We start from the raw sequence: 22451 nt of genomic DNA, 5'->3' as shown, positions 1-22451 counted from the left end.
GCTTTTGCTGTTAATCAGCATATGATGGACGAAACCTCGTCATCTAAAGAAAAAAAAGCACTCCTTCATAAAATAATGAAGGAATGCTTTCATGTACAGTTGTGAGAAAATCAGATGTCTGCTTACCAGTTCAAACCATTGTCCCTGGCAATAGGCTCTTCCTTTACCAAAGTGTACATACTTGCAGCCTCGTCCTTGCGTGTAGTGTCGGCGAGCCGTTCCACTCGCACGGTCACCAGCTTCTGGCCAAACTGGACGGTAATTTCATCGCCTACTTTGACCGCACTGCTCGGCTTGGCTTCGCGTCCGTTCACCAGCACTCTCCCTTGTTCGGAGACGTCCTTGGCTACCGTACGCCGCTTAATCAGCCGCGAGACTTTCAAGAATTTATCAAGACGCATTAGTTAACGGCTTCTTTAAGCTTATTACCGGCTTTAAAAGCAGGAACGGTCGATTCTGGAATTTCAATCGTGTTACCGGTTTGTGGATTGCGGCCTGTACGGCTGGAACGCTTGCGTGTTTCGAAAGTACCAAAGCCGATCAGTTGCACTTTGTCACCGCTAGCAAGTGCATCTGTAATTTCACCAAGAACGCCATTCAATACAGCTTCAACGTCACGTTTGCTCAAACCGCTTTTGCTGGAAATATTGTTGATCAGATCTGTCTTGTTCATAAGATAAAAGCCTCCCAAATGTCAAAAAATAATCATCACGCTGCATGTCCATTTATGGAGCAGACGTGAGGTCCAACTGTGGCCGAAGCCCTCCTGAATGTCACTGTAACACGCTTAACTATAAGCTACAGTTATTTTCAGAATTACTACAAGTTATTCTGGCTTGTCCGTAAAAATCCTGCAATGACAGGCGTTTTTTTATTCGACCCCAGTTAAGCCAACATCCTACTACAAAACTCTGCCCATTGGCAAGTCTTCACAAACTGGGCCTTCTTTCAACCCTGCATATGTCTCATTTTACTGTTCTGTGCAGCCAAAAGCGAATATGTGGAATCACGCTTTGCCAAGGAGCTTTTTCGCTTCCTGCCAGTAAGCCTCCATTTCATCTACGCTGCTGTCTTCGGGACGGCGTCCCTGCTCGCGTAATTTCTGCTCAATATACTGGAAACGGTCGACAAATTTGCGATTGGTGGCGGACAATGCCTCTTCCGGATCTACTCCCATGAACCGGGCTGCATTCACTGCAACAAATAATACATCGCCTAACTCCAGCAACTGGGCCTCCACGGCATGCCCTTCACGAACCGCTTCCTTCAGCTCAGCCACTTCTTCGTCCAATTTATCGAATACGCCCTCAATGCTATCCCAGTTAAAGCCTACTTTAGCTGCTTTCTTCTGGAGCTTGTACGATTTCATAAGAGCAGGCAGATCACGTGGAACCCCATCCAGTACGGAAGGGTCTGCTGCCGTCGTGCCTTTAAGCCGTTTTTCCTCAGCCTTCATCTGCTCCCAGTTTTGCAGCGCTTCTTCCGCATCATTCGCTTGATTGTCACCAAATACATGTGGATGACGGAAAATAAGCTTATCATTCAGCCCCTGGATAACATCATACACATTGAAGGTTCCGACTTCCTCTTCCATTTGGGCATGCAGTAAAATTTGCAACAACAGATCGCCCAGCTCTTCCTTCATATGCTCAGGGTCGTCCTCATCTATCGTTTCAATGACTTCATACGTTTCTTCGATCAGATTTTTGCGGATCGACTGATGTGTCTGCTCACGATCCCATGGACAGCCTTCCGGACTGCGTAAAATATCGACAATCTCGTGTAAACGGTCAAAAGAACGCCGTTTCAGTGCCTCATCTTCACTGCGAGGTATGTATACCAAGGATAGGTTCCCGTAGCCCTCTACTCGATCTAGCTCGTACAGCGGCACCTTGTGCACCGCTTCCTCGCCTTCCACCCCAAGAGCGTGACCGACGTACACCTCATAATCGTCAGGATACCGCTCCATCAGGCACAGCTTCACATCAGAAGCCGTGAAGGTGTCATACACCTGTCCGATCAGCGTATGCAACTGAGGCTGGAGCCAGCTGGCATCCAGTGTACCTGCATCCAACAGTTGGAAACCCTCGATCGGATCAAAACCAAGACGCACAAAAGCTTCATCCAGGAAACTTTCGCCACCCAGAATGTTCAGTTCAATCCCTTGCGCAGGACAACGCTCCTTAAGCAACTGCACCGCTGCTTCTGCCACCATCGGATGACCGGGAACCGCATATACGATTTCGCTTCCGTCTACCGCCTTAGCAGCCATCGTAATCAATTGGCTGGTAATTTCCTCGTATACCTCTGGAAAAGACTCCTTTGTCTCATATACCTCGTCAAACGACTCAAAAGCCACTTCAAACTCATTCAGCACTTGAACCGCAGGATGCTCCTTGGTCCGCAGATACAGCGCTGAAGCGCCCCGCATTTTGTTCAATATCCCTATCGTAAGCTGATCCGGATCTCCCGAGCCCAAACCTACGACCGTTAATGTTACGCTCATATCCAATCCTCCGTTTCGCAGAAACAAGGTTCATGCTCGAAAAAATATACGGCCTACCCCCGCTTCCGCTTCCTTTGCTTTGGGACTTACTATACCACAAAGTTGTATAGGCTCATAAAATGGCTGTGCCACTTTCGCGCCCTAAGCCCTATGCCTGGGCTAAGCCAGTACACGCAGCCTGCGCAGCACGGCTGCCAGCGGGCGTCCGAGCTTGGGCACCGCCACAAGCTCGGCTTCCGTGATCAGCCTCAAGCGTGCGAGGCCGATCACGAACACAACGGCGCCTGCTGCTACGCCCAGCAGGCTCTCCGCGGCTGCCGTGGCGCGACCTCCGGCAGCCCATCCCAAGGCACCCAGCACAGCGCTGGTGCCCCACATCGCCGCCCCGGCCGCACCAGCCAGGGCGATAAGCAGTGCCGCCGGCTTGAGCACGCTGGCGGACCAGCTCCCACGCAGGCCTACCAAGCGAGCCAGCAGCACGATGTTGATCACCGCCGCCAGCAGATAGGCGACAGCCCCCGCAATGGCGGCTCCAGCCGTGCCTAGCTGCGGCACGAGCAGCCAGTTTAGCAGCGCCTTGGCTACTGCGGCCGCGAGCATCGCCAGAGCCGGCGCGCGAACCGCGCCAAGCCCTTGCAGCAGCGCAGCCGAGATGATGCTGAGCGTACCGCCTACGGCGGTTAGCGCCATCCAGCGCATGACCTCGCTGCCGGTGTCGTCCGCATACAGCATCACATTGACGGGCACAGCCAGCACGATCAGGCCTGTCGCAGCGGCTAGTCCCAGCAACCAAAACCAGCGCAGCGATTGCTCGCACTGGCGACGTGCCAGCTCCGTACCGCCGGTCACCCGCGCCTCAGCCAGCGATGGAATGAATAATGCCGACAGTGTGGTAGCAAACATCATGACTAGCTGTACCAGCGGCAGACCTCGGTTATACACGCCAAAGGCCACCATAACCGCAGTATCGTCCAAACCCTCCTGCTTTAACAAGCGAGGTACGGTAAAAGTGTCTACCAGGCTAATTAACGGAACGGCTAGCGCTCCAAGGCAAACAGGCAAGGCATAACACAGCAGCGCCTTTAGCAAGGCACCGTTGCTTTCCGCCGGGTGTAGCTCTCCAGTTTGTGCTTGCACTGTCGCCATGACCGTCCCTTGCCTTCTAAGCCTCTTCCTGTGATTTCGCCAATATAGCAACATGACGACCAATCCCGCTGCTCCACCTGCTGCTGAACCAAACACTGCTCCGGCGGCAATCATATCCGCCCCCGCTCCTTGCGACAGCATGAGCAGCAACAGCATAATCATCACGCTTACCCGGATCGCCTGCTCCGTCACTTGGGAGATAGCAGTCGGAAGCATATTTTGCAAACCTTGAAAATATCCTCTCAATCCCGCCATAACCGGCACGAACAAAAAGGCAAACGCCGCCGCCCTCACCGATGGAATAACGTGAGCATTGTCGATCCATTGACCAATGAGCGGCGCGCACGTATACATCAGCACGCCCAAGATCAATCCAAAGACACCCAAGACAAGCGAAGATAGCCGAGCAACACGTTGCCCCGCTGCCTGGTTTCCCACTGCCTCAAACTCAGCTACAAATTTGGATATTGCAGCCGGAAATCCAGCAGCTGCAATGGTAATGAACAGCGTATAAAAAGGATAAACCGTATTATAAATGCCAAACACGCCGTCGCCGCCGATATTCTGCAGCGGGATTTTTTGCACTGTGCCGATCAGCTTGCTCGCTACTGCTGCCAGTGTCAAAATGACAGCACCCCGTAGCAGCCGCGAAGCGGCGCGATTTTCCTGCATTCTCCGTCTTCACTCCCACCTGAAATATGCATCTTTCACGAGTCCTATTATACCGCCTCTTCTCCCGGAAAGAAAAAAAACCCTGTACAACGTAGGACGGCTTTCGCCATTCTGTACGTCATACAGGGGTGAAACGGGAGGTTACTGTTCCATTTGTTTGCCCAGGAAGCCAGCGGCTGTTTCAGCCATTTTGATCTCCATTTCGGACATTTTTACATTTTCGTCCTTGTTCAACAATACAACGGAACCAATGGGATCACCACCGGAAACAATGGGAGCCGCCACAAAGGACGAGAGTGTTTCTTCGTGGTCTCGCGTTAGCTCATAGGAGCCGCTGGCTGTCTCCAGCACAGTTTTGCGATTATCCATACTACCTTCGATAATGCTACCGATTGGCTTGTCCAGAAACTCTTTTTTAGAGCCTCCAGCCACCGTAATAATGGTGTCCCGATCGGTAATCATTGTAATATGGCCCGTGCTTTCAAACAGGGACTCAGCATATTCTTTGGCGAAATCACCAAGTTCACCAATAGGTGAATACTTTTTCAAAATGACTTCTCCGTCACGATCCACAAAAATCTCAAGCGGATCTCCTTCACGAATTCTCAAGGTGCGGCGAATTTCCTTTGGAATAACTACCCGCCCAAGGTCATCAATACGGCGAACTATACCAGTAGCTTTCATTTCACATGTTGCCCCACTTTCTCAAGAAGAATTTAGTAAACTACTGACGGTATCGAAAGACGCTTCCACTCCCCCAGAAGCGGTCACGAAGAACGTCACGGTCATGGTGTTTATGGTGATATCTGACCATAGTATTCATCTGTTCCCAATTCCTTATGCATGTTCAGTTATTTACCTTCGTTTGTAGCTCCATCTTTGGCTGTTCCTGCATTGGTATCGCTCGTACCGTTTGTTGCTGCGCCCGGTGTAGTTGTGCTACCGGCACCGGAAGTTGCACCGCTTTTCTCTTGCGTAGCTGGTACCTTCGGCAGATTGATTTTCAAATCAAGCTTCGTCAAATCATTTTCGGTAAAGTTTTGGATACTTTCCCCGGCCAATTTATTTTTCAGGGCAGCCTTTTCGTTGTCTTTCAATTTATCAAACGTTGGCTCATTGCGGGACTCCACTTTGATCACGTGATATCCGTATTCCGTTTCCACTGGCTCACCGATTTTGTTAATCGGCTGAGTCTCAGCGGCCTCTTTAAATGCAGGTACCCATTGCGCTACGGATGCATTCTCATACAGACCTCCGTTAGACGCAGAACCTGGGTCTTCTGAATACTTCTTGGCAATCGTCGCAAAATCCGCTCCTCCGTCCAGCTTCGCCTTCACTTCTTTAGCCAGCTTGAGGGTATCCTCTTTTTTGCGCTGTTTCTTCGTTTTAGGATCTTCGAAGTTAATCAATACATGACGCACGGTTGCTGTTGTGAATTGATCTTTATTTTTCTCAAATTCCTGTTTTAGCTGATCATCTGTTACTTTGTTGGTTTCGCTGTTGATTACCGTCATTACACGCGTGAAGTAATCTTTCACACCTTGTTCGGTCAGTTTTTTATCACTCAGAAATGTCTTGAACTTATCTTCTCCGACTGACTTTTTATACTGCTCCAGCTGTTCGTTCCCTTCTTTGGCACCCTGCTCCTTGGCTTTGTCGTCCGCTTTGGCCGCCAGAAGCTTGTACACCACTTCCTGCTTTACAATTTGCTCCCGTACCTGATCCGAAGCTAACGCAGCCTCATATTCCGGGTAAAGGAATTTCATCATGCTGATTTCTTGGTTGAACTCATTTTCGGTAATGGTTCCACCCTTATAGGTCACGACAACCTTGCTGTTGTCCTTCGGTTCATCCTTGACCTTGTTCTCATCCGCTTGCTTCGTACATGCTGCCAGCACGGATATAGCTAGCAGCGCTGCCATTCCCAAGGAGAGCATTCTCCAAGGTTTTCTTTTATTTAGTTGTGGCATTTTGCAGTTCCTCCTTCAATGTGAATGCTTCTTTCAATGCACTCAAAAATTGTTCCAGCAGTTCTAGCAACTGTGGATCATTTAGACCTTTGCCCTTTATGCGTGCGCTCATAGAAGTGCCCTGTTCAAATTGTACACGTCTTTCAAAGCGATTGCCAATCTCGGCAAGTTTGGCGGTCTGTACCGCCTGCTGGCGCCCTTCATGGAATTTCAGCACTATATTGTCATCCCGTTGCACCATGGACTCGATGCCATACATGCGTCCATATACCTTGAGGCGAGCCACGGCTAGCAAATGACGCACAGCCTCTGGCAGATCGCCAAATCGGTCGACCAGTTCATCCTCCAGTTCGGAAGCCTCGTCAAAGGTGCTGACCGCTGCAACCTTTTTATAAATCTCAATCTTCTGGATGCTGTCATAAATATAGTCTCCCGGCAAGTAAGCATCGACGCCTAAATCAATCGACGTACTCCAATTCCGATTGGACTGATCCTCTTCTCCAAGTACGCTGACTTTACGTTTATTAATTTCCTCAGCCAGCATCTGCGAGTAAAGATCAAAACCGACGGATGCGATGAATCCATGCTGCTCAGCGCCAAGCAAGTTACCCGCTCCACGGATGGACAAATCGCGCATTGCAATCTTGAACCCGGAGCCCAGCTCCGTAAATTCTTTAATCGACTGAAGGCGCTTCTCTGCCACTTCCGTGAGCACCTTATCCCGCTGGTACGTGAAGTAAGCATAGGCAATCCGATTGGAACGACCTACACGCCCACGTAGCTGATAAAGCTGGGATAGCCCCATTTTATCGGCATCATGCACAATGAGTGTATTCACATTTGGAATATCCACACCGGTTTCGATTATGCTGGTGCTGACCAGTACATCATATTCGCCATCCAGGAAATCCAAAATAGTTTTCTCCAGTTCGGTTTCGGACATCTGTCCGTGACCCACGCCCACCTTGGCCTCCGGTACGAGCGCATTGATCTCTGCAGCCATCTCCTGAATGCCCTGCACGCGATTATACAGATAGTACACCTGCCCTCCGCGTGCCATCTCGCGTTCAATGGCCTCACGAACTAGAGTCTGGCTGTGCTCAACCACATAGGTTTGCACTGGAAAACGGTTTTCCGGTGGCGTCTCAATGACTGACAAGTCACGCACACCCAGCATGGACATATGCAACGTACGCGGAATAGGTGTTGCCGTTAACGTCAGCACATCTACGTTCGTTTTCAGCTTCTTCAGCTTTTCCTTATGGGTTACGCCAAATCGCTGTTCTTCATCGACAATCAGCATTCCCAAGTCCTTAAACACCAGATCCTGCGACAACAGACGATGGGTACCAATGACAATATCGACCGTGCCTTGCCGGACCCCTTTAATCGTCTCATTCTGCTCTTTGCGCGAGCGGAAACGGCTCAATACCTGAATATTGAACGGATACCCTGAAAAACGTTCACGGAACGTCTCATAGTGTTGTTGTGCCAAAATTGTCGTCGGTACCAGCACCGCTACTTGTTTACCTTCAATAGCAGACTTAAAAGCAGCACGAATAGCAACTTCAGTTTTGCCGTAACCTACATCACCGCATAGCAAACGATCCATCGGGCGACTCTGCTCCATGTCCTTCTTAATCTCTTCAATGGCCCGAATCTGGTCACGTGTCTCATCATACGGGAACATATCTTCAAACTCTTGTTGCTCAGGTGAATCCTTTTCAAAAGCAAACCCTGGTGCCGACTGTCGTTCTGCATATAGCTTGATCAAGTCATCCGCAATATCCTGAACCGAGCTGCGCACCTTACTTTTAACCCGTGTCCACTCATTGCCACCCAGTTTATAAATCTTGGGTTCCTTGTCCTCTGAGCCGACATATTTCTGAATCAGATCAATTTGTTCAATCGGCACAGACAGCTTATCTCCACCCGCATAGAGGACATGCATGTAATCCTTATGGATACCGCCAACCTCCAGCGTGCCGATTCCCATGTACTTCCCGATCCCGTGATTTTGGTGTACGACGTAGTCGCCCACCTTCAGCTCGCTATAGCTCTTAATCCGTTCTGCATTGTCCACATGCCGACCCTGCTTACGAGCTTTCCGCTGCTTCTGGGAAAACATTTCACCCTCGGTAATGACTGCCAGATGAATAGACGGCATTTCAAAACCGCTTTGCAGATTGCCTATAGCCATCGTCGGCTCATCAATACCGTAATCTTCAAGCACTCTGCGCATCCGGTCCAGACGTTCATCTCCACTCGCCAGCATCATAACCTGTGTGCCTGCTTTGCGCCAACGATCCATCTCCGCCTTGAGCACATTCATTTGGCCATGGAAATCCTGCATGCCTCGGCAGATGAAGTTCAAAATATTTTGTGGCTGGGTATGAGGAACCTGACGGAGGAAAATCGACAGGAACAACGTCTGAAATCTCCGGTTGTACAGCAGATTGTCCGCGTCATCTGACAGTTCTAGCTGCGGTAACGTTTTACCGTTTTGAAGCAAATGCAGATTCCATTCTGACTCATCTCGTTCCAGTTGCTTGGCTGTTTCCAGCATACGTGCCGGTTCATCAATAATCAGAATCGTATCTTCCGGCATATAGTCTGCTAGGGTTTTACGTTCAGGATACAGCAGGGAGATATATTTATAGATTTCGTCAAAATACACATGCTCTCGCAGCAACTCAATTTCACGATGGATCTCTTCTTTCAGATGCTGCTTAGCTTGACGATCCGTCATTTTGCCCAGCTGCTCCTCCAACAAAATAGCAGCGGCATCCGCCGCCTGGTCCATACGCTGGTTATTCGCAATAACTTCCTTACACGGTGTTACGGTAACGTCCTGAACCTTCTCCACCGAACGCTGATCTTGCGGATCAAACTTACGGATCGAATCAATTTCATCGTCAAACAGCTCCACACGATAGCCCCAACGGGTTGTCATTGGATAAAAATCAATAATTCCTCCGCGTACGCTCATCTCTCCACGTGATTCCACACGCTCTACACGCTGGTATCCCATCTCGACCATATGTAGCAAAAACGCTTCCAGCTGAATCGTTTCGCCTTCTTTCAGCTCAATACGAGCCTCACGCCATGTTTCCGGAATTGGCAGTAAACGTCGGACACCAGAAAACGGCACGACAACAATCCCACGAAAACCCTGGGCGCAGCGTATCAATACATCAATTCGTTGGGACAATGTCTCTGGACTGGATATTGCTGCTTCAGCAGCTACCAGCTCATTAGCAGGATACAATAAAACCTGATCAGGAGAAAGCGCTTCCTGTAAGTCATCTGCTATTTTTTGAGCGGCAAACATATTGTGCGTCATGACCATTAACGGTCGTCCGGTATCTTCGGCAAGCGCGGCCATCAGTACCTGTCGGGAAGAGCCTGATAAACCTGATATCAGTTGTTCCTTCATTCCTGATGATATACCTGCTGCAATGGATGCATAATCAGCATCCTTCGTAAAAGCCTGAATAAGTGCTTGTAACAAAAAAGGCACCCCTTTATGCTTATAAATAGTTACATGTAAACCGAAAAAGAAGCCTCAGCAATGCTGCCAAGGCTCCATAAGCGGAATTGCCGCTTCACCTCTCAAGCTGGTACATCCTACCAGTTGAATACCTGTTATTGGAGCGGATTAACGAGCAGACTCAGCTCAGGATTATTCTCCAATGCCTGACTGCAATGCTCGCAAATGACTTTGACGGTCACTTCACCACCCGAATTATACGCTATTATATCTCTACGTTCGGCAGGGGTCAAGGAATGGAAGCCCAACCTTTCTTCGGTTATTGCCGCGGAATCAATTCGTCCCAAGAAAGTTCGACAATGTCTGCATACATAATTAACAATCATGTAATGTATATGCCTCCTGAAAGTTTTCTATACCTTTCAGTATGTCCAACAATCTTCCATTTAAGCCCGTCTGCCTGCGTCTGAACTTACTTGTTGAATTCAGCCATCGTCCGTTCAAACGGATGACTCAAGCTATGCTCTAAGGCGTTGCACGTGTCCTCGATCATTCCGGCCAGTAATTCTTTTTCCTTCTTGGGAAAGGTACCCAGAACATAATCGACAATAGCATGTCCAGGTTCCGGGCGGGAAATGCCCATACGTATCCGATTGAAGGACTGCGTGCCGGTATGCTGAATGATCGATTTAATGCCGTTATGACCGCCTGCGCTACCTTGATAACGCAATCTTATTTTACCGACTTCAGTATCCAGATCATCGTACACGACAACCAGATCTTCCATATCGGCCTTATAGTAGTCCATATAAGCACGTAGAGACTCGCCTGATAGATTCATATAGGTCATTGGCTTAATCAGTACGGTTTTTACGCCACCAATGTGGCCTTCTCCAATCAACGCCTTGCATTTGCTTTGGTTAATCTGGATGTTATGACGCGAGGCAAGAGCATCCAATGCCATAAATCCGACATTATGTCTCGTTTTCTCGTATTGGGGACCGGGGTTGCCCAATCCTACAATCCACTTCATAACCTTGACACCCTCTTTCGCAGTCTGTATTTTTTGGTAAAATAGTTGTATTGAATAGGAAGGTGCGTGCCGGTATGCTCAATCAAGGTGATATCCTCTTATATGACAGCCATTTTCTATATCATTTAAAACATTCCGTTCCTGTCCAGATATATGACGGGAATGTACATATTCAGATTGGCATCGTTGCGCGTTTTAATGAGCATTTCGTCGAAATAGAGGACACACTATACAATCGTCAACGCTTCACATTCATATCTCGCCCAGGCTTTTAGCCTGACATGCTGATAGGGGTTACCTTTTCCATATGGAAAAGGCAACCCCTTTTTTAATGAGCCAGCGCTTATTCGATTTCAAACAGTTTGCTGATCGACAATTCTTCATGCACACGGATGATAGCTTCTCCCATTAATGGAGCCACAGACAATACCTTCAGCTTGCTTGTCGGATTCGGGTGAACGATCGGGATCGTATCCGTCACAACCACCTCTTTTAATGGCGAATTCTCCAGTCTTTCCATAGCAGGACCAGAAAGCACAGCATGTGTACAACATGCATACACATCTTTTACGCCGCCTTCTTTAAGCGCATTTGCACCTAATACAATCGTTCCGGCTGTATCAATGATATCATCAATTAAAATAGCCGTTTTACCCTCAATGTTCCCGATGATATTCATCACTTCACTGACATTTGGCTCTGGACGACGCTTATCAATAATAGCGAGCGGCGCACTCAGGAAGTCCGCCAGCTTACGCGCACGAACAACCCCGCCATGATCGGGTGAGACGACAATCGGGTTCTCAATTTGCTTGGAACGGAAATATTGGGCCAGAATTGGCGCTCCCAGCATATGATCCACTGGAATATCAAAGAATCCCTGAATCTGCATCGCATGCAAATCCATGCTGATCACGCGGTGAGCTCCCGCTTTTTCAATCAAGTTAGCGACAAGTTTCGCTGTAATCGGATCGCGTGAACGAGCTTTACGATCCTGACGAGCGTAACCGTAATATGGCATAACGACATTGATACTTTTGGCAGAAGCGCGTTTAAGTGCATCAATCATAACCAATAACTCCATCAAGTTGTCGTTAACCGGCAGACAAGTTGACTGTACAATATACACATGGCAGCCGCGTACGCTTTCCGACAGCTTAACCTGGATTTCACCGTCACTAAACGATGTGGTATGGGATTCCCCCATTGGGATGCCGATGTAGTCCGCAATCTGGTGGGCTAACTTCGGATTGGAGTTACAAGTAAATATTTTGAGTTTGGAATCGCAATAAGTCATTAATAGAAACCCTCCGTGCTGGTTCATTCATTACAGATTCAACAGCTTGCTGATTAAGGTCATTCCGATCTTTTCTTCTTCGCTTTGGCACGTGCGCGGATTTTGTCCGCATATCCGGCTTTGTTCTCTTGACGTGGTCTGGCAATGGCCAGATCGTTATCAGGGACAGCATGTGTTACAGTGGAGCCTGCTACAACATAAGCACCTTTTCCAATCTTAATCGGGGCGATCAGATTCACGTTGCTGCCAATAAAGGCATCGTCTTCAATTTCTGTAATAGATTTATTATATCCATCATAATTGACCGTTATTGCCCCGCAGCCAATATTTACGTTTGTACCCACCTTGGCATCACCGACATAGCTCAAATGAGACACCTTGGAATGATCTCCAATGGTCGCATTTTTCACCTCAACAAAATCACCAATTTTCACATGTTCGCCAAGCTTCGCGCCTGGACGCAGATAAGCAAACGGCCCCACAGAGGTACTGCTTCCCACTTCCGCTTCGTTCAACACCGAATGTTTTACCGTTGCGCCTGAATGGATAATCGTATTCTGAATCTCAGCCTGCGGACCAATCACACAATCTTCTCCGATTTGTGTTTGACCATGCAGCCATGTGTTCGGGTACAGTACCGTATCGGAACCAATAACAACCTCGCTCCCGATATAGGTAGAAGACGGATCAATGACAGTGACACCATTCAGCATATGCTTGCGGACGATGCGCTCACGCATATAGCCCTCAGCTACCGACAAAGCGACTCTGTCGTTAACACCGATGGATTCAGACACATCATCTGTCAAATACGCCTCAACCTGCTCACCTTCACCATGCAAAATACCAATGACATCTGTCAGATAATATTCCTGCTGTGCATTGGTGTTCGTTACCTTGTCCAGCGCTGCAAACAGCTTGGCATTGTCAAAGCAGTACGTTCCCGTATTGATCTCCCGGACAGCATCTTCCTCAGGTGAACAATCTTTCTGTTCCACGATCTTGAGCACGGCCCCGGAAGCATCACGGATAACTCGTCCATATCCTTTCGGGTCGTCCAACTCAGCGGTCAGAATCGTCGCAGCCGCCCCACGGCTCTCGTGCAGTTGCACCAAGCCCTCTAGCGTTTCCGCTGTGATCAAAGGAGTATCCCCACAAATGACAATGGTTGTACCTTTTTCCTGACCGAGCAAGTCCTTGGCTTGCTTGACAGCATGGCCCGTTCCCAACTGCTCTGCCTGAAGCGCATATTCTGCCGACGGTCCCAAATAAGACTGTACCGCCTCTGCTCCATGACCCACGACGACTACACTTCGGGACACACCGATTTCACGAACCGTGTCGAGCACATGCCCGACCATCGGTTTTCCGCACACCGGATGCAGAACTTTATATAATTTGGATTTCATACGTTTTCCCTGCCCTGCGGCAAGAATGACTGCCAACCTTTCCAACAAGTCCAACCTCCTATCCTGAAAATAACAGTTACCCCTTGGCTAAAACGTTAATTCCCAGATCAGATTTTGCTTAACTTTTCACAATCCTCCTGAAAAATAACGGCGAACCTTTGGTTAATGGCTATTTTTTCAGGCCAGCTTGTGCTGGACATTCATCCCCGGGACGCATCGCTGCCTAGTCCCTGTCTTATGAAAAAGCCGCTTCGGCAGCCCGGATGGCTCCAAGTTGCCTTAAAACTGACTGTTAACTCACTAAAGAATATATCTCATTCCAGACAAAAAGAAAAGAGAGCCACAGTTAGTGGCTCTCTTTTTCTTTTGTACCCCAATCCTGCTTTAGGCGAATTAAGCGCCTTCTTCAATAGCAACTTCTTCATCCACAGCTGCACGTTCGTACTCAGTCAATACAGCAGCTTGGATCTTCTCACGGGTTCCTGAAGATATCGGGTGAGCGATATCGCGAAACTCTCCGTCTGGAGTTCGTTTGCTTGGCATAGCTACGAACATCCCGTTATTACCGTCGATAACTCGGATGTCATGAACAACAAACTCATTATCAATCGTAATGGATGCAATCGCCTTCATTCTTCCTTCTGAGTTCACTCGGCGGAGTCTAACATCCGTAATCTGCATGTGTGTTTCACCACCTTTTTCCAAATAGGACTTGGTGTATACATTCCACACAGCAGTTCGAAATCCTTCTTTTTTTCGGCAATTCGTATCCTAAATTCAGGTAATTTTTTTGAAAAGATTTCTTTTCGACATATTTAGGTATTTTATGATGGATTGTGACAATTTACTGCCCTGTTCACTCATCAAAATAATTGCCCAGCTTGACTGTAATTTGCTTGCTTCGAGAATCGACTGCGGTCAGATTCGCCAGTGAAATATAATCGTGCAGCAGGCGCTCTTCGTTCTCCACCTCGCCTGATTCTACCAGCACACCTACACCGGCCACCTCAGCATCGAACTCAGCCAACAAGTCGACCATCCCCTGAATCGTGCCACCGGCCTTCATAAAATCATCTACGATGAGCACACGCGATTTCTCACGCATCGCACGTCTGGATAAAGACATCGTATGCAGGCTCTTTTGTGATCCTGAAACATAATTAATACTTACAGCCGAACCTTCTGTCACCTGATGATCACGCCGTACGAGAACGACTGGCAAATTCAGCTGTGCTCCGGTTGCATAGGCAAGTGGAATACCCTTGGTCTCCACCGTCATAACCACATCAATCTGACGATTGGCAAAAGCGGTCGCGAATATTTTACCAGCTTCGTTCATCATCGCAGGTTGGCCCAGCAAATCGGACAAATACAGGTATCCTCCCGGTAATATGCGGTCAGGCTGCTCCAGTTGCGCACACAGGTCGTTCGCAAACGCAAGCGCATGCTGCTTGGAAAGCCTCGGGATCAGTTTCACGCCCCCTGCCGCTCCCGCCAGCGTCAGAAGCTCGCCAGTGCCCTCATCCTCAAATACTTCCTTGATGATGGCCAGATCCTCGCTTATGGACGACTTAGCTGCCCCGTAGCGATCCGCAAAATGAGTAAGAGGCACCAGCGTATGCGGCCGTGACAACAAAAATTGCGTCATTTCCACCAATCGTGAGCTTCTTTTAAGTTTTTTCACAACAATTCCTCGCGATCTATTCTCCTGCCGCCCGCTTTGTACAGTAAAGCACCGGCGGACTGGCCGGTTGCTGGCGGAATGTAAGTGATATAGTAAAATCCGAATATTTAATAGTAAATATATCATCTTCGTACGTATTTGTACAACAATTACCACTATAATAAGAAAAAATTATCTAAAATCAGGTCAAAAGTCGTACTGCATACACATCTTTACAAAACCCTCTTAGTCCATTGTAAATCCGTGGCACTTTGGCTTCCTTCGATACCAGTCCGAACACCGTAGGTCCACTACCTGACATCAGCACACCGTCTGCTCCTAAGCGGATCATGGAGCTTTTAAGATGCTCTACCTCTGGATACAGCTTTAGTGTTACATCCTCCAGTACATTCCCCAGCGCGTTGCATACATCGGTAAAAGAAGCGTTACGGATCGCATGCTCCATCTGGCGGGCAGACGGGTGGTGCGTAATCTGATCTGCTTTGACACGACCATACACTTCAGCCGTCGACACATTAATCGGCGGCTTCGCAAGGATCACCCAGCATTGTGGCGGATTCGGAAGTGGCTTGAGCAGTTCTCCGCGTCCGCTCGCTAAAGCTGTACCCCCTGTAATACAGAAAGGTACATCTGAGCCCAGCTCAGCACCCAGCACCCTTAACTCTGCATCCGAGATGCCAAGCTTCCATAGCTTGTTCAGTCCACGCAGCGCTGCGGCAGCATCACTACTTCCACCTGCCAACCCTGCCGCCACTGGGATATGCTTATCCAGATGGATGTGGACGCCCGTAGACACGTTATAACGTTCTTTGATCAGACGCGCAGCCTGAAAAGCCAAGTTCTTTTCATCCAATGGTATGTACCCGGCTTGACTTGAAATAATAATGGTATCACGCGGTAACTCAGACATCGTCAATCGGTCAGACAGATCGACCATGGTCATAATCATTTCGACCTCGTGATAACCATCGTCCCGCTTACGTAGAACATCAAGCATTAAATTGATTTTCGCCGGTGCTTTTTCATATATTTTCAAGGCGTTCACCCACCTTCAACTTTTCCCTCAAGACAGCTTAACATATTATATCAGACTCAGCGTGTCAAGTCATGAGGTTCAAAAAAGCGGAGATGACCCGGTCTAATCCCGGATATCCCCGCTTTTCATCAGCACCACCGATGGCTACGATTTGCGGGAAGCTGCCTGCTCGGCAAGTTGGATAGCCCGCTTGACCATATTGCCCGCATCCTTGGCTTTAATGCCTCCCCAGCCTTCTTCCTTGACCGTGTCGTAAAATCCAAGATCTTTGGCCAGCTCGTACTTTAGCTCCTCCGACATGACACTCCGTCTTCTTCGGCTCATACATACGCCTCCTTCGGCAATGGAATAAGGAAGATCATTCCCGGCTTAGTATGTGCAGAGATGTCATGCTTCATCCTGCTCTGTATATACAAAACGGCCCCGTCATTTGAAATGACGAAGCCGTCGTTAAACCTGCGAAGCTGGTATAAATCACGAAATTAATTAAGGTGTTTCAAAATATTCGACTACACTTGTATGGGAGTCGGGATCATATACGCTGACTTCCACCGACTCGGTAAGAATGTCAGCATAGCTGTAGGAGACACGTTTAAACGTCTGTTGCTCCTGATCCAGCTTGACGATAAAAACAGAAGGGTACGTTTCTTCCAAGACACCAGTTCGTTCGACGGTCTTACGGCGTCCGCCGTTAGCCCGCAGCAAAATTTTTTGCCCTACATGTGCGTCGAGACTGCGTTTGATTTCCAACAGCGTATTTTTAGCCATTGCCTAACGACCACCTCTTTCCTTGTCCATTATAACGAATTTTAGAGGGATTGTCAAATCAAGCTAAATATTATAACAACACGAAAAATAAGTTGTCAATTTAATTTTTTGCGAACAGGAATAATTTATATAAAAAATGACAAAAAGCCTCTGAAAGCAGAGGCTTTTTGTTCAGATTAATCCTATTGGCACATTTGAATCCTAGATTGCGGAAGGCGTTACTTTAAGCGTAGACAAATTTTCAAGCTTCGGCAGGCCGATGCGATAGCTTCCCCTAGTTTCAATTCCACCCACTCCGCGACTGCCACTGATTGTCTGGTGAAACAGGTCCCCCATGTTGACCGTATCACGGATCGAAGTAAAGGCCGCCTTGGCAGCCACGTAAACGGGGTCCAGCGCGTGAATCAGGATACGCCCTGGTGAGCTGGCGAAGTTCGCTCCCGCACGTAGCAGCGCCTCAAAATGGGACTGGCACGCCCCCGCTACAATCGTCAGCGAATCCAGATGACGTTCATATTGTCTTGCTACCTGAATCGCCGCCACAAAATTTTGCGAATTTTTATAACTTTTCAAGCTGTACAAATCGTAAGGCTGTGGCTGCTTCAGCACACCGTCATGTCCGGTAATGACTACGATATCCGGACGGATACGGGGAAGCAGTCGGTACAACGTGTCCGCCATTGCCGATTCGTGAACGTGATGTCCCTCTGCAGGAACACGGAGCTGTTCATATAAACTGAGACATTTTTTCAAATAGCCGGGATCTCCATCCAGATGAAGAACCTTTCCCGGCATTTCAAAATACGTTGACTCGACCGGATCACTCCAGTCCCCAACCAGAGCTGCCTGACTACGAGCAGCTTGCTGCTGGCGTGCCCGTTGCAACAGATTAAGAGACTCACCAGCCTTAATATGGGCCTGCTGAGTCTTACCGCTAATCTGGTCTGCAGGCACTCTGACCAGATCGTTCACTGGGGAATCGGCCAGCAGCCGAAATTCTATTCCCTTAATGATCGCTTTATCCCGCTGGATGTCCTCAACACGAAACGTGACATCTCCGCCGTACGATTTCCGAACGACCAAGTCTCCTAAACTCATCACACTGTATCACCCCTCCTATATCGTATGGGTGAATGCACAGTTTGGTTCCAGCTTAGGATATACCTGCCTCCAACAGCACAGCGCTGAGACGCGCAAATTCCTCAATACTTAGCGTTTCTCCTCGACGGGAGGGTTCAATACCAGCTTGTTGCAACAACGGCTCCAGCGTGTCCCTGTTCTCTTTGGTGAAGAAACGGCTTTTTAAGTTATTGGAAATGGTTTTACGACGCTGGGCAAAAGCAGCATGAACCACTTCAAAAAAATGCTTCTCATCCACCACTTCCACTGGAGGGGCTTCCCGTACACGCAACCGGATGACTGCAGACTCCACATTCGGCTGGGGAATAAATACTGTATTCGGCACAATACAGACTAATTCAGGTTCGCTGTAATATTGCACCGCAATGCTCAGGCTGCCGTAATCCTTCGTTCCAGGAGACGCAGCCATACGCTCAGCCACTTCTTTTTGGATCATAATGACGATATTCTCCAAAGGGAGCTTGTCCTCCAGCAGCCTCATCAGAATCGGTGTAGTAACGTAGTACGGCAGATTAGCCACGACACTTACTTTGCTCACGTCTGCAAAATCGGCTGCGAACACCTCGCGCAAATCCAGCTTCAACACATCTCCATGACGTACCTTCACATGCTCGTAAGGGGCCAACACTTCTTCGAGAATTGGCAGTAGCCGCTGGTCAATCTCGACAGCGGTAACTGCCTTGGCCGATTGGGCCAGCTTCTCGGTCAAAGCACCAATCCCAGGACCGATCTCAAGTGCGCCCTTCGTCTCATCCAATCCGGCAGCATTTACAATCTTATTGAGAATATTCTGATCAATCAGGAAATTTTGTCCCAAACTCTTTTTGAACGAAAAACCGTGCCGTTGAATAATTTCCTTCGTACGCCGCGGTGTTGCTATATCTTGAATCCCTGTCATACGGATATCACAATCCTTCACTTTCAATTTGTGCCAGCGCCCCGGCAAATTCCTCGCGGCTGATCTGAAATACAGAGAGCCGTTTATGTAGCTGCTTTCCGTTGCAATAACCAATACCCAGCACATTCCCTAAGGCCATACGGCGTGCAGCAGCATTGGGATGGGTGATGAGTCCAGCATCAATCAGGTCCGCCCACTCAATCAGCGGGTCGGCGCCTTCCACTGTCGTATGGACCCGTGCAAGAGCGTGTCTGATCGCTTCTGGTGAGGCATTCTCCACGCCAATATCTCCTTTGCGCGTCGCTTCTGCCTCGGGTATAAAGGCCTGCTTGCAGCCGGGTACCTTGGAAGCGATAATCTTACGGATGCGCTCCCCTGCATGATCGGGATCGGTTAAAATGATGACCCCCCGCCGCTCCTGCGCCAATGCAATTTTACGCAGCGTCATTTTATTAATGGCGGAGCCGCCAGTTTCTATCGTATCCGCATCAACAGCGCGGCGAATGGCCACCGTATCATCCCGGCCCTCTACCACGATCACTTCCTTGATCATTTGCGTTTCCCTCCACTGCTACACAGCAAGCTATATTTATCTTTCCCTGCTTTTGAAAACAAAATAAGAAGAGGATATCCTCTTCTTAGCATGGCATAACTATGTTGTTAATACTATCGCATTGCCCTCAACATACACAACCTGTTTTAGTTGATTTCAGGCTTTATCGGTCCGATAACATAAACGGTTTTACCGTGCTTACGACCAAATTGGTTGGCTCGGCTCAAACTCTCATAATACACATCGATTTTGTGGCCTTTAATCGCGCCACCGGTATCCTCCGCACGGCGGAAGCCCACCCCTTCGATATACACCCACCAGCCGATTGGAATTACACTCGGATCGACCGCGATGGTGCGTCCTTCCGTGACACGTGCGCCGGATGCAGTACGTGTACCGATACCTGGCTCCTGTGAGGAATACGCCGTCATGGAGACATTTTGTAAAACTTTGCTATATTTAAAATTGACGCCTGCTTTACGGACAGCACTGCCCGAACTAACCGTTGTTGCCTTAACCGCATCATTGGGACCGACGGAAGCAGCCAGAACGACCGGTTTTTTCTTCGTTCCTACTGCAATGACTTTATCCACACGGTTCTGTGCAACTTCCTTGTTAACCAGCTGTTTGGATACCAACTTTCCATCATGATATACCTTTTGAACGTGCTGGACGACCACACCCGATTTGCCGCTTTGAATGACCCGATTATCGCCTTTATAAAGACTCGGATCGGCCGTTTTGATGACCTGATAAGGCACCTGTTTTTTCTGTTCGACCTGCTGTTTCTTCACACGGACGATTTTTATGTCCATGTTAGACGAAACAGAGGCATCCAACGCAGGATAAACTTTATCCGTTGATGATAATTTATAGCCCGAGGTACGAATGGCACCTTCTACTGTATTTTCTGTTGTGTACAGCTTTTTCGTCTCATTGCCTGAAGATACTTTGACTTGATTGGCACGTTTAATGACTACGCGATCGCCATCCTGTATTGCTCCATTTAGCGGCATGGAAACTGTATCATGCGGCTGAAGTGAAATGGAATGCTCGCTCAGCAAATCTTGAAGCTTGGATTCCCGGGTTTCTACCGCAGACGCCTTGCCATCGATGACAAAAAAGACTTGTTTTTTAGATTGCGTGTACATCAGAATTGAAATCATAATCGTTAGCGCGATTAGAAAAATAGCAACCAAAGCAGCCTGGCGCACATTCTCTTGCTTCCAACGCAATACGTAAGACATGCTGGATGAGCGTGACTCATGGGTATCCTTTTTTTGGAAAATGCCCATTTCCTCCGTCCTCCTTACATAGCCCGCCGTCTGGAGTAAGACATAGTTGAGATTTGACGTGACTATAACAGATTTTCTACAAGACAAGCCCAAACTGCGACTGTCCTGCACCATGTACCCGTCTTCGCGGCATGCTGTCCTCCCCTGTTTAACCACAGTATGATGACAGATTTTCTTTTATTCACAACAAAAAAAGCCAGAGAAAGAGACTAGAGAGCTCTTTCGTGGCTTCCGGCATGTGTGAATATGCGGGAAAACTCATGCACGAGATGGCTTCTCTCTTGTTACGCTTACGGGGTTAGCTGTCGGGTTCGGACGTAGAGAGTCGCCCTAGCTTGGGTCAACCGCTCATGGCGGTCGCCTTCACATTCACCCCGAAGACCCAGAAAGAAATCGAAATACGGCTCCTCCACCTATTCAATCCCATCCGGGGAAAGAATTTCGGTCGAGCCGGCTGGCGGAAGAGACGTTCCCTTCTTGCACATATGCCGGACGTACTGTAAGCCATATCGGTTCCCCCGTTCCCTGTAAAAGGGACTCAGCGAGACTGGTTCATGAAATGACTTGTTGATGTTTACATTCAAACAACAATTCACTGAAAAGATGATATCCTGTTTCTATGCATGTTGTAAAGCAGGTTTCAAGTACATTTTTTAAAATATTCGGTTAAAATATTGTAATATTCTCGAGTTTCCTGCAACAAATTCATGATTAGCTTCGTCTATCTCTTTATTTTGATCGATTTCTTCACTTTTTCATTGAATGTCAAATCGTTCCAGGGCATTTTGGGTCGTTATTGACACTAATTCCTCCACTGTAATCCCTTTGATTTGGGCTGCAGCCTCTGCTACCAGTCTCACATGTGCAGACTCATTTCGCTTCCCACGAAACGGATGAGGCGTCAGATAGGGAGCATCAGTTTCAATGAGCAGACGGTCCAGCGGCACCTGTGCGAGCACCTCTTTTGGCTGCTTGGCATTTTTGAACGTTATTGGACCACCAAAGGAAAGGTGAAATCCCATATCCAGCACCATTTTGGCTGTCTCCCAGCTACCCGAAAAGGAGTGCATGACTCCTCCAATCTCACTCGCTTTTTCCTCGCGCAATATCCTAACAATATCTTCATGTGCATCCCGGTTATGAATAACAATGGGCATTTTGAGCTCACGAGCCAGACCAATTTGATTTCGAAACACCCGATGCTGAACATCCTTCGGTGATGTATCCCAATAATAATCCAGACCGATCTCTCCGATGGCTACAACCTTCTTATGACTGCATAACGATGCAATCCATTCTAAATCGCCCTCCTGCATTGTAATAGCATCCTGAGGGTGCCATCCGACTGCCGCATAAATAAAATCATACGTCTCGGCCAATTTCATGGTGGATGGAATGGTCTCACGATTAAATCCGATATTGATCATCCGTGTTACTCCTGATTCGACAGCACGTGCTATAACTTCTTCACGATCTTCGTCAAATTGTGGCGCATCCAAGTGAGTATGAGTGTCGAATAAATCCAAGGTTTACATCTCCTTTTTTTACTTACAT

Annotated in this window: 22 protein-coding genes and 1 riboswitch; of the genes, 1 reads left to right on the top strand and 21 read right to left on the bottom strand. The window is 48.3% G+C overall.

Annotated elements, in window-relative coordinates; genetic code table 11:
* Window positions 1-122: 122 nt before the first annotated feature.
* The 9 genes from NSQ58_RS05130 to pth all read right to left on the bottom strand — a co-directional run bounded on the left by NSQ58_RS05130 (window position 123) and on the right by pth (window position 10817).
* On the bottom strand, window positions 123-401 hold the full coding sequence (locus NSQ58_RS05130) for an RNA-binding S4 domain-containing protein (protein WP_016818913.1): 279 nt from the start codon (window positions 399-401) through the stop codon (window positions 123-125).
* A complete protein-coding gene (locus NSQ58_RS05125) occupies window positions 401-673 on the bottom strand; it encodes an HU family DNA-binding protein (protein WP_007428028.1) in 273 nt (90 codons plus the stop codon). Before NSQ58_RS05125 ends, NSQ58_RS05130 begins: the two co-directional genes overlap by 1 nt.
* Before the next feature lie 333 nt (window positions 674-1006).
* Window positions 1007-2506 carry a nucleoside triphosphate pyrophosphohydrolase gene (mazG, locus tag NSQ58_RS05120; RefSeq protein WP_076160992.1) on the bottom strand — a complete coding sequence of 500 codons (1500 nt, stop codon included), beginning with the start codon at window positions 2504-2506 and terminating at the stop codon, window positions 1007-1009.
* Between the two features lie 159 nt (window positions 2507-2665).
* Window positions 2666-4324 (bottom strand): putative polysaccharide biosynthesis protein, encoded by a 1659-nt coding sequence (locus NSQ58_RS05115; RefSeq protein ID WP_341056980.1) that lies wholly within the window; start codon window positions 4322-4324, stop codon window positions 2666-2668.
* A 141-nt stretch (window positions 4325-4465) separates the two neighbouring features.
* Window positions 4466-5008 carry a stage V sporulation protein T gene (gene spoVT / locus NSQ58_RS05110; RefSeq protein ID WP_023986438.1) on the bottom strand — a complete coding sequence of 181 codons (543 nt, stop codon included), beginning with the start codon at window positions 5006-5008 and terminating at the stop codon, window positions 4466-4468.
* Between the two features lie 167 nt (window positions 5009-5175).
* Window positions 5176-6294 (bottom strand): peptidylprolyl isomerase, encoded by a 1119-nt coding sequence (locus NSQ58_RS05105; protein ID WP_341056979.1) that lies wholly within the window; start codon window positions 6292-6294, stop codon window positions 5176-5178.
* Complete coding sequence (mfd, locus tag NSQ58_RS05100) at window positions 6278-9805, bottom strand: transcription-repair coupling factor (RefSeq protein ID WP_023986436.1); 3528 nt, start codon at window positions 9803-9805, stop codon at window positions 6278-6280. The genes NSQ58_RS05105 and mfd overlap by 17 nt, the downstream gene beginning before the upstream one ends.
* A 134-nt stretch (window positions 9806-9939) precedes the next feature.
* A complete protein-coding gene (locus tag NSQ58_RS05095) occupies window positions 9940-10170 on the bottom strand; it encodes an anti-sigma-F factor Fin family protein (protein ID WP_013308128.1) in 231 nt (76 codons plus the stop codon).
* An 86-nt stretch (window positions 10171-10256) separates the two neighbouring features.
* Window positions 10257-10817, bottom strand: a complete 561-nt coding sequence (pth, locus tag NSQ58_RS05090) for an aminoacyl-tRNA hydrolase (protein WP_023986435.1) — start codon at window positions 10815-10817, stop codon at window positions 10257-10259.
* A gap of 74 nt (window positions 10818-10891) precedes the next feature.
* Here pth and NSQ58_RS05085 point away from each other — a divergent pair, with 74 nt between their 5' ends.
* Entirely contained in the window at window positions 10892-11092 is a 201-nt protein-coding gene (locus NSQ58_RS05085; RefSeq protein WP_023986434.1) for a hypothetical protein, read from the top strand.
* Between the two features lie 68 nt (window positions 11093-11160).
* On the opposite strand, the gene NSQ58_RS05080 is transcribed toward NSQ58_RS05085, so the two are convergent.
* The 12 genes from NSQ58_RS05080 to NSQ58_RS05025 form a co-directional block, all read right to left on the bottom strand.
* Entirely contained in the window at window positions 11161-12114 is a 954-nt protein-coding gene (locus NSQ58_RS05080; protein ID WP_013308125.1) for a ribose-phosphate diphosphokinase, read from the bottom strand.
* Window positions 12115-12173: 59 nt separating this feature from the next.
* On the bottom strand, window positions 12174-13571 hold the full coding sequence (gene glmU, locus NSQ58_RS05075; protein ID WP_080658680.1) for a bifunctional UDP-N-acetylglucosamine diphosphorylase/glucosamine-1-phosphate N-acetyltransferase GlmU: 1398 nt from the start codon (window positions 13569-13571) through the stop codon (window positions 12174-12176).
* A gap of 345 nt (window positions 13572-13916) precedes the next feature.
* A complete protein-coding gene (gene spoVG / locus NSQ58_RS05070) occupies window positions 13917-14204 on the bottom strand; it encodes a septation regulator SpoVG (protein ID WP_007428016.1) in 288 nt (95 codons plus the stop codon).
* 175 nt (window positions 14205-14379) lie between these two features.
* Window positions 14380-15207: a pur operon repressor gene (gene purR / locus NSQ58_RS05065; protein ID WP_013308122.1), complete on the bottom strand. Its 828-nt coding sequence runs from the start codon at window positions 15205-15207 to the stop codon at window positions 14380-14382.
* Between the two features lie 181 nt (window positions 15208-15388).
* Complete coding sequence (gene ispE / locus NSQ58_RS05060; RefSeq protein WP_013308121.1) at window positions 15389-16243, bottom strand: 4-(cytidine 5'-diphospho)-2-C-methyl-D-erythritol kinase; 855 nt, start codon at window positions 16241-16243, stop codon at window positions 15389-15391.
* 144 nt (window positions 16244-16387) lie between these two features.
* On the bottom strand, window positions 16388-16567 hold the full coding sequence (locus NSQ58_RS05055) for a small, acid-soluble spore protein, alpha/beta type (RefSeq protein ID WP_007428013.1): 180 nt from the start codon (window positions 16565-16567) through the stop codon (window positions 16388-16390).
* A 162-nt stretch (window positions 16568-16729) separates the two neighbouring features.
* Window positions 16730-17011, bottom strand: coding sequence for a biofilm formation stimulator Veg (veg, locus tag NSQ58_RS05050; RefSeq protein WP_013308120.1), 282 nt, complete (start codon window positions 17009-17011; stop codon window positions 16730-16732).
* Between the two features lie 201 nt (window positions 17012-17212).
* Window positions 17213-18109 carry a sporulation peptidase YabG gene (gene yabG / locus NSQ58_RS05045; RefSeq protein ID WP_023986432.1) on the bottom strand — a complete coding sequence of 299 codons (897 nt, stop codon included), beginning with the start codon at window positions 18107-18109 and terminating at the stop codon, window positions 17213-17215.
* 55 nt (window positions 18110-18164) lie between these two features.
* The gene (gene rsmA / locus NSQ58_RS05040) at window positions 18165-19049 is read right to left on the bottom strand and encodes a 16S rRNA (adenine(1518)-N(6)/adenine(1519)-N(6))-dimethyltransferase RsmA (protein ID WP_076265350.1); all 885 of its coding nucleotides are present in this window, start codon (window positions 19047-19049) and stop codon (window positions 18165-18167) included.
* A gap of 7 nt (window positions 19050-19056) precedes the next feature.
* Complete coding sequence (gene rnmV, locus NSQ58_RS05035) at window positions 19057-19602, bottom strand: ribonuclease M5 (protein ID WP_076265349.1); 546 nt, start codon at window positions 19600-19602, stop codon at window positions 19057-19059.
* A gap of 146 nt (window positions 19603-19748) precedes the next feature.
* Window positions 19749-20897: a 3D domain-containing protein gene (locus tag NSQ58_RS05030; protein WP_071559543.1), complete on the bottom strand. Its 1149-nt coding sequence runs from the start codon at window positions 20895-20897 to the stop codon at window positions 19749-19751.
* Between the two features lie 271 nt (window positions 20898-21168).
* Window positions 21169-21451: riboswitch (cyclic di-AMP (ydaO/yuaA leader) on the bottom strand.
* Window positions 21452-21652: 201 nt separating this feature from the next.
* Window positions 21653-22423 carry a TatD family hydrolase gene (locus tag NSQ58_RS05025; RefSeq protein WP_068938706.1) on the bottom strand — a complete coding sequence of 257 codons (771 nt, stop codon included), beginning with the start codon at window positions 22421-22423 and terminating at the stop codon, window positions 21653-21655.
* Between the last annotated feature and the right edge of the window lie 28 nt (window positions 22424-22451).

The sequence above is a fragment of the Paenibacillus sp. FSL M7-0134 genome, assembly GCF_038007865.1.
Classification (GTDB): domain Bacteria; phylum Bacillota; class Bacilli; order Paenibacillales; family Paenibacillaceae; genus Paenibacillus; species Paenibacillus polymyxa_B.
Note: the sequence above shows the minus strand (reverse complement) of the source record. Positions and strands in the feature narration are given on the sequence as shown.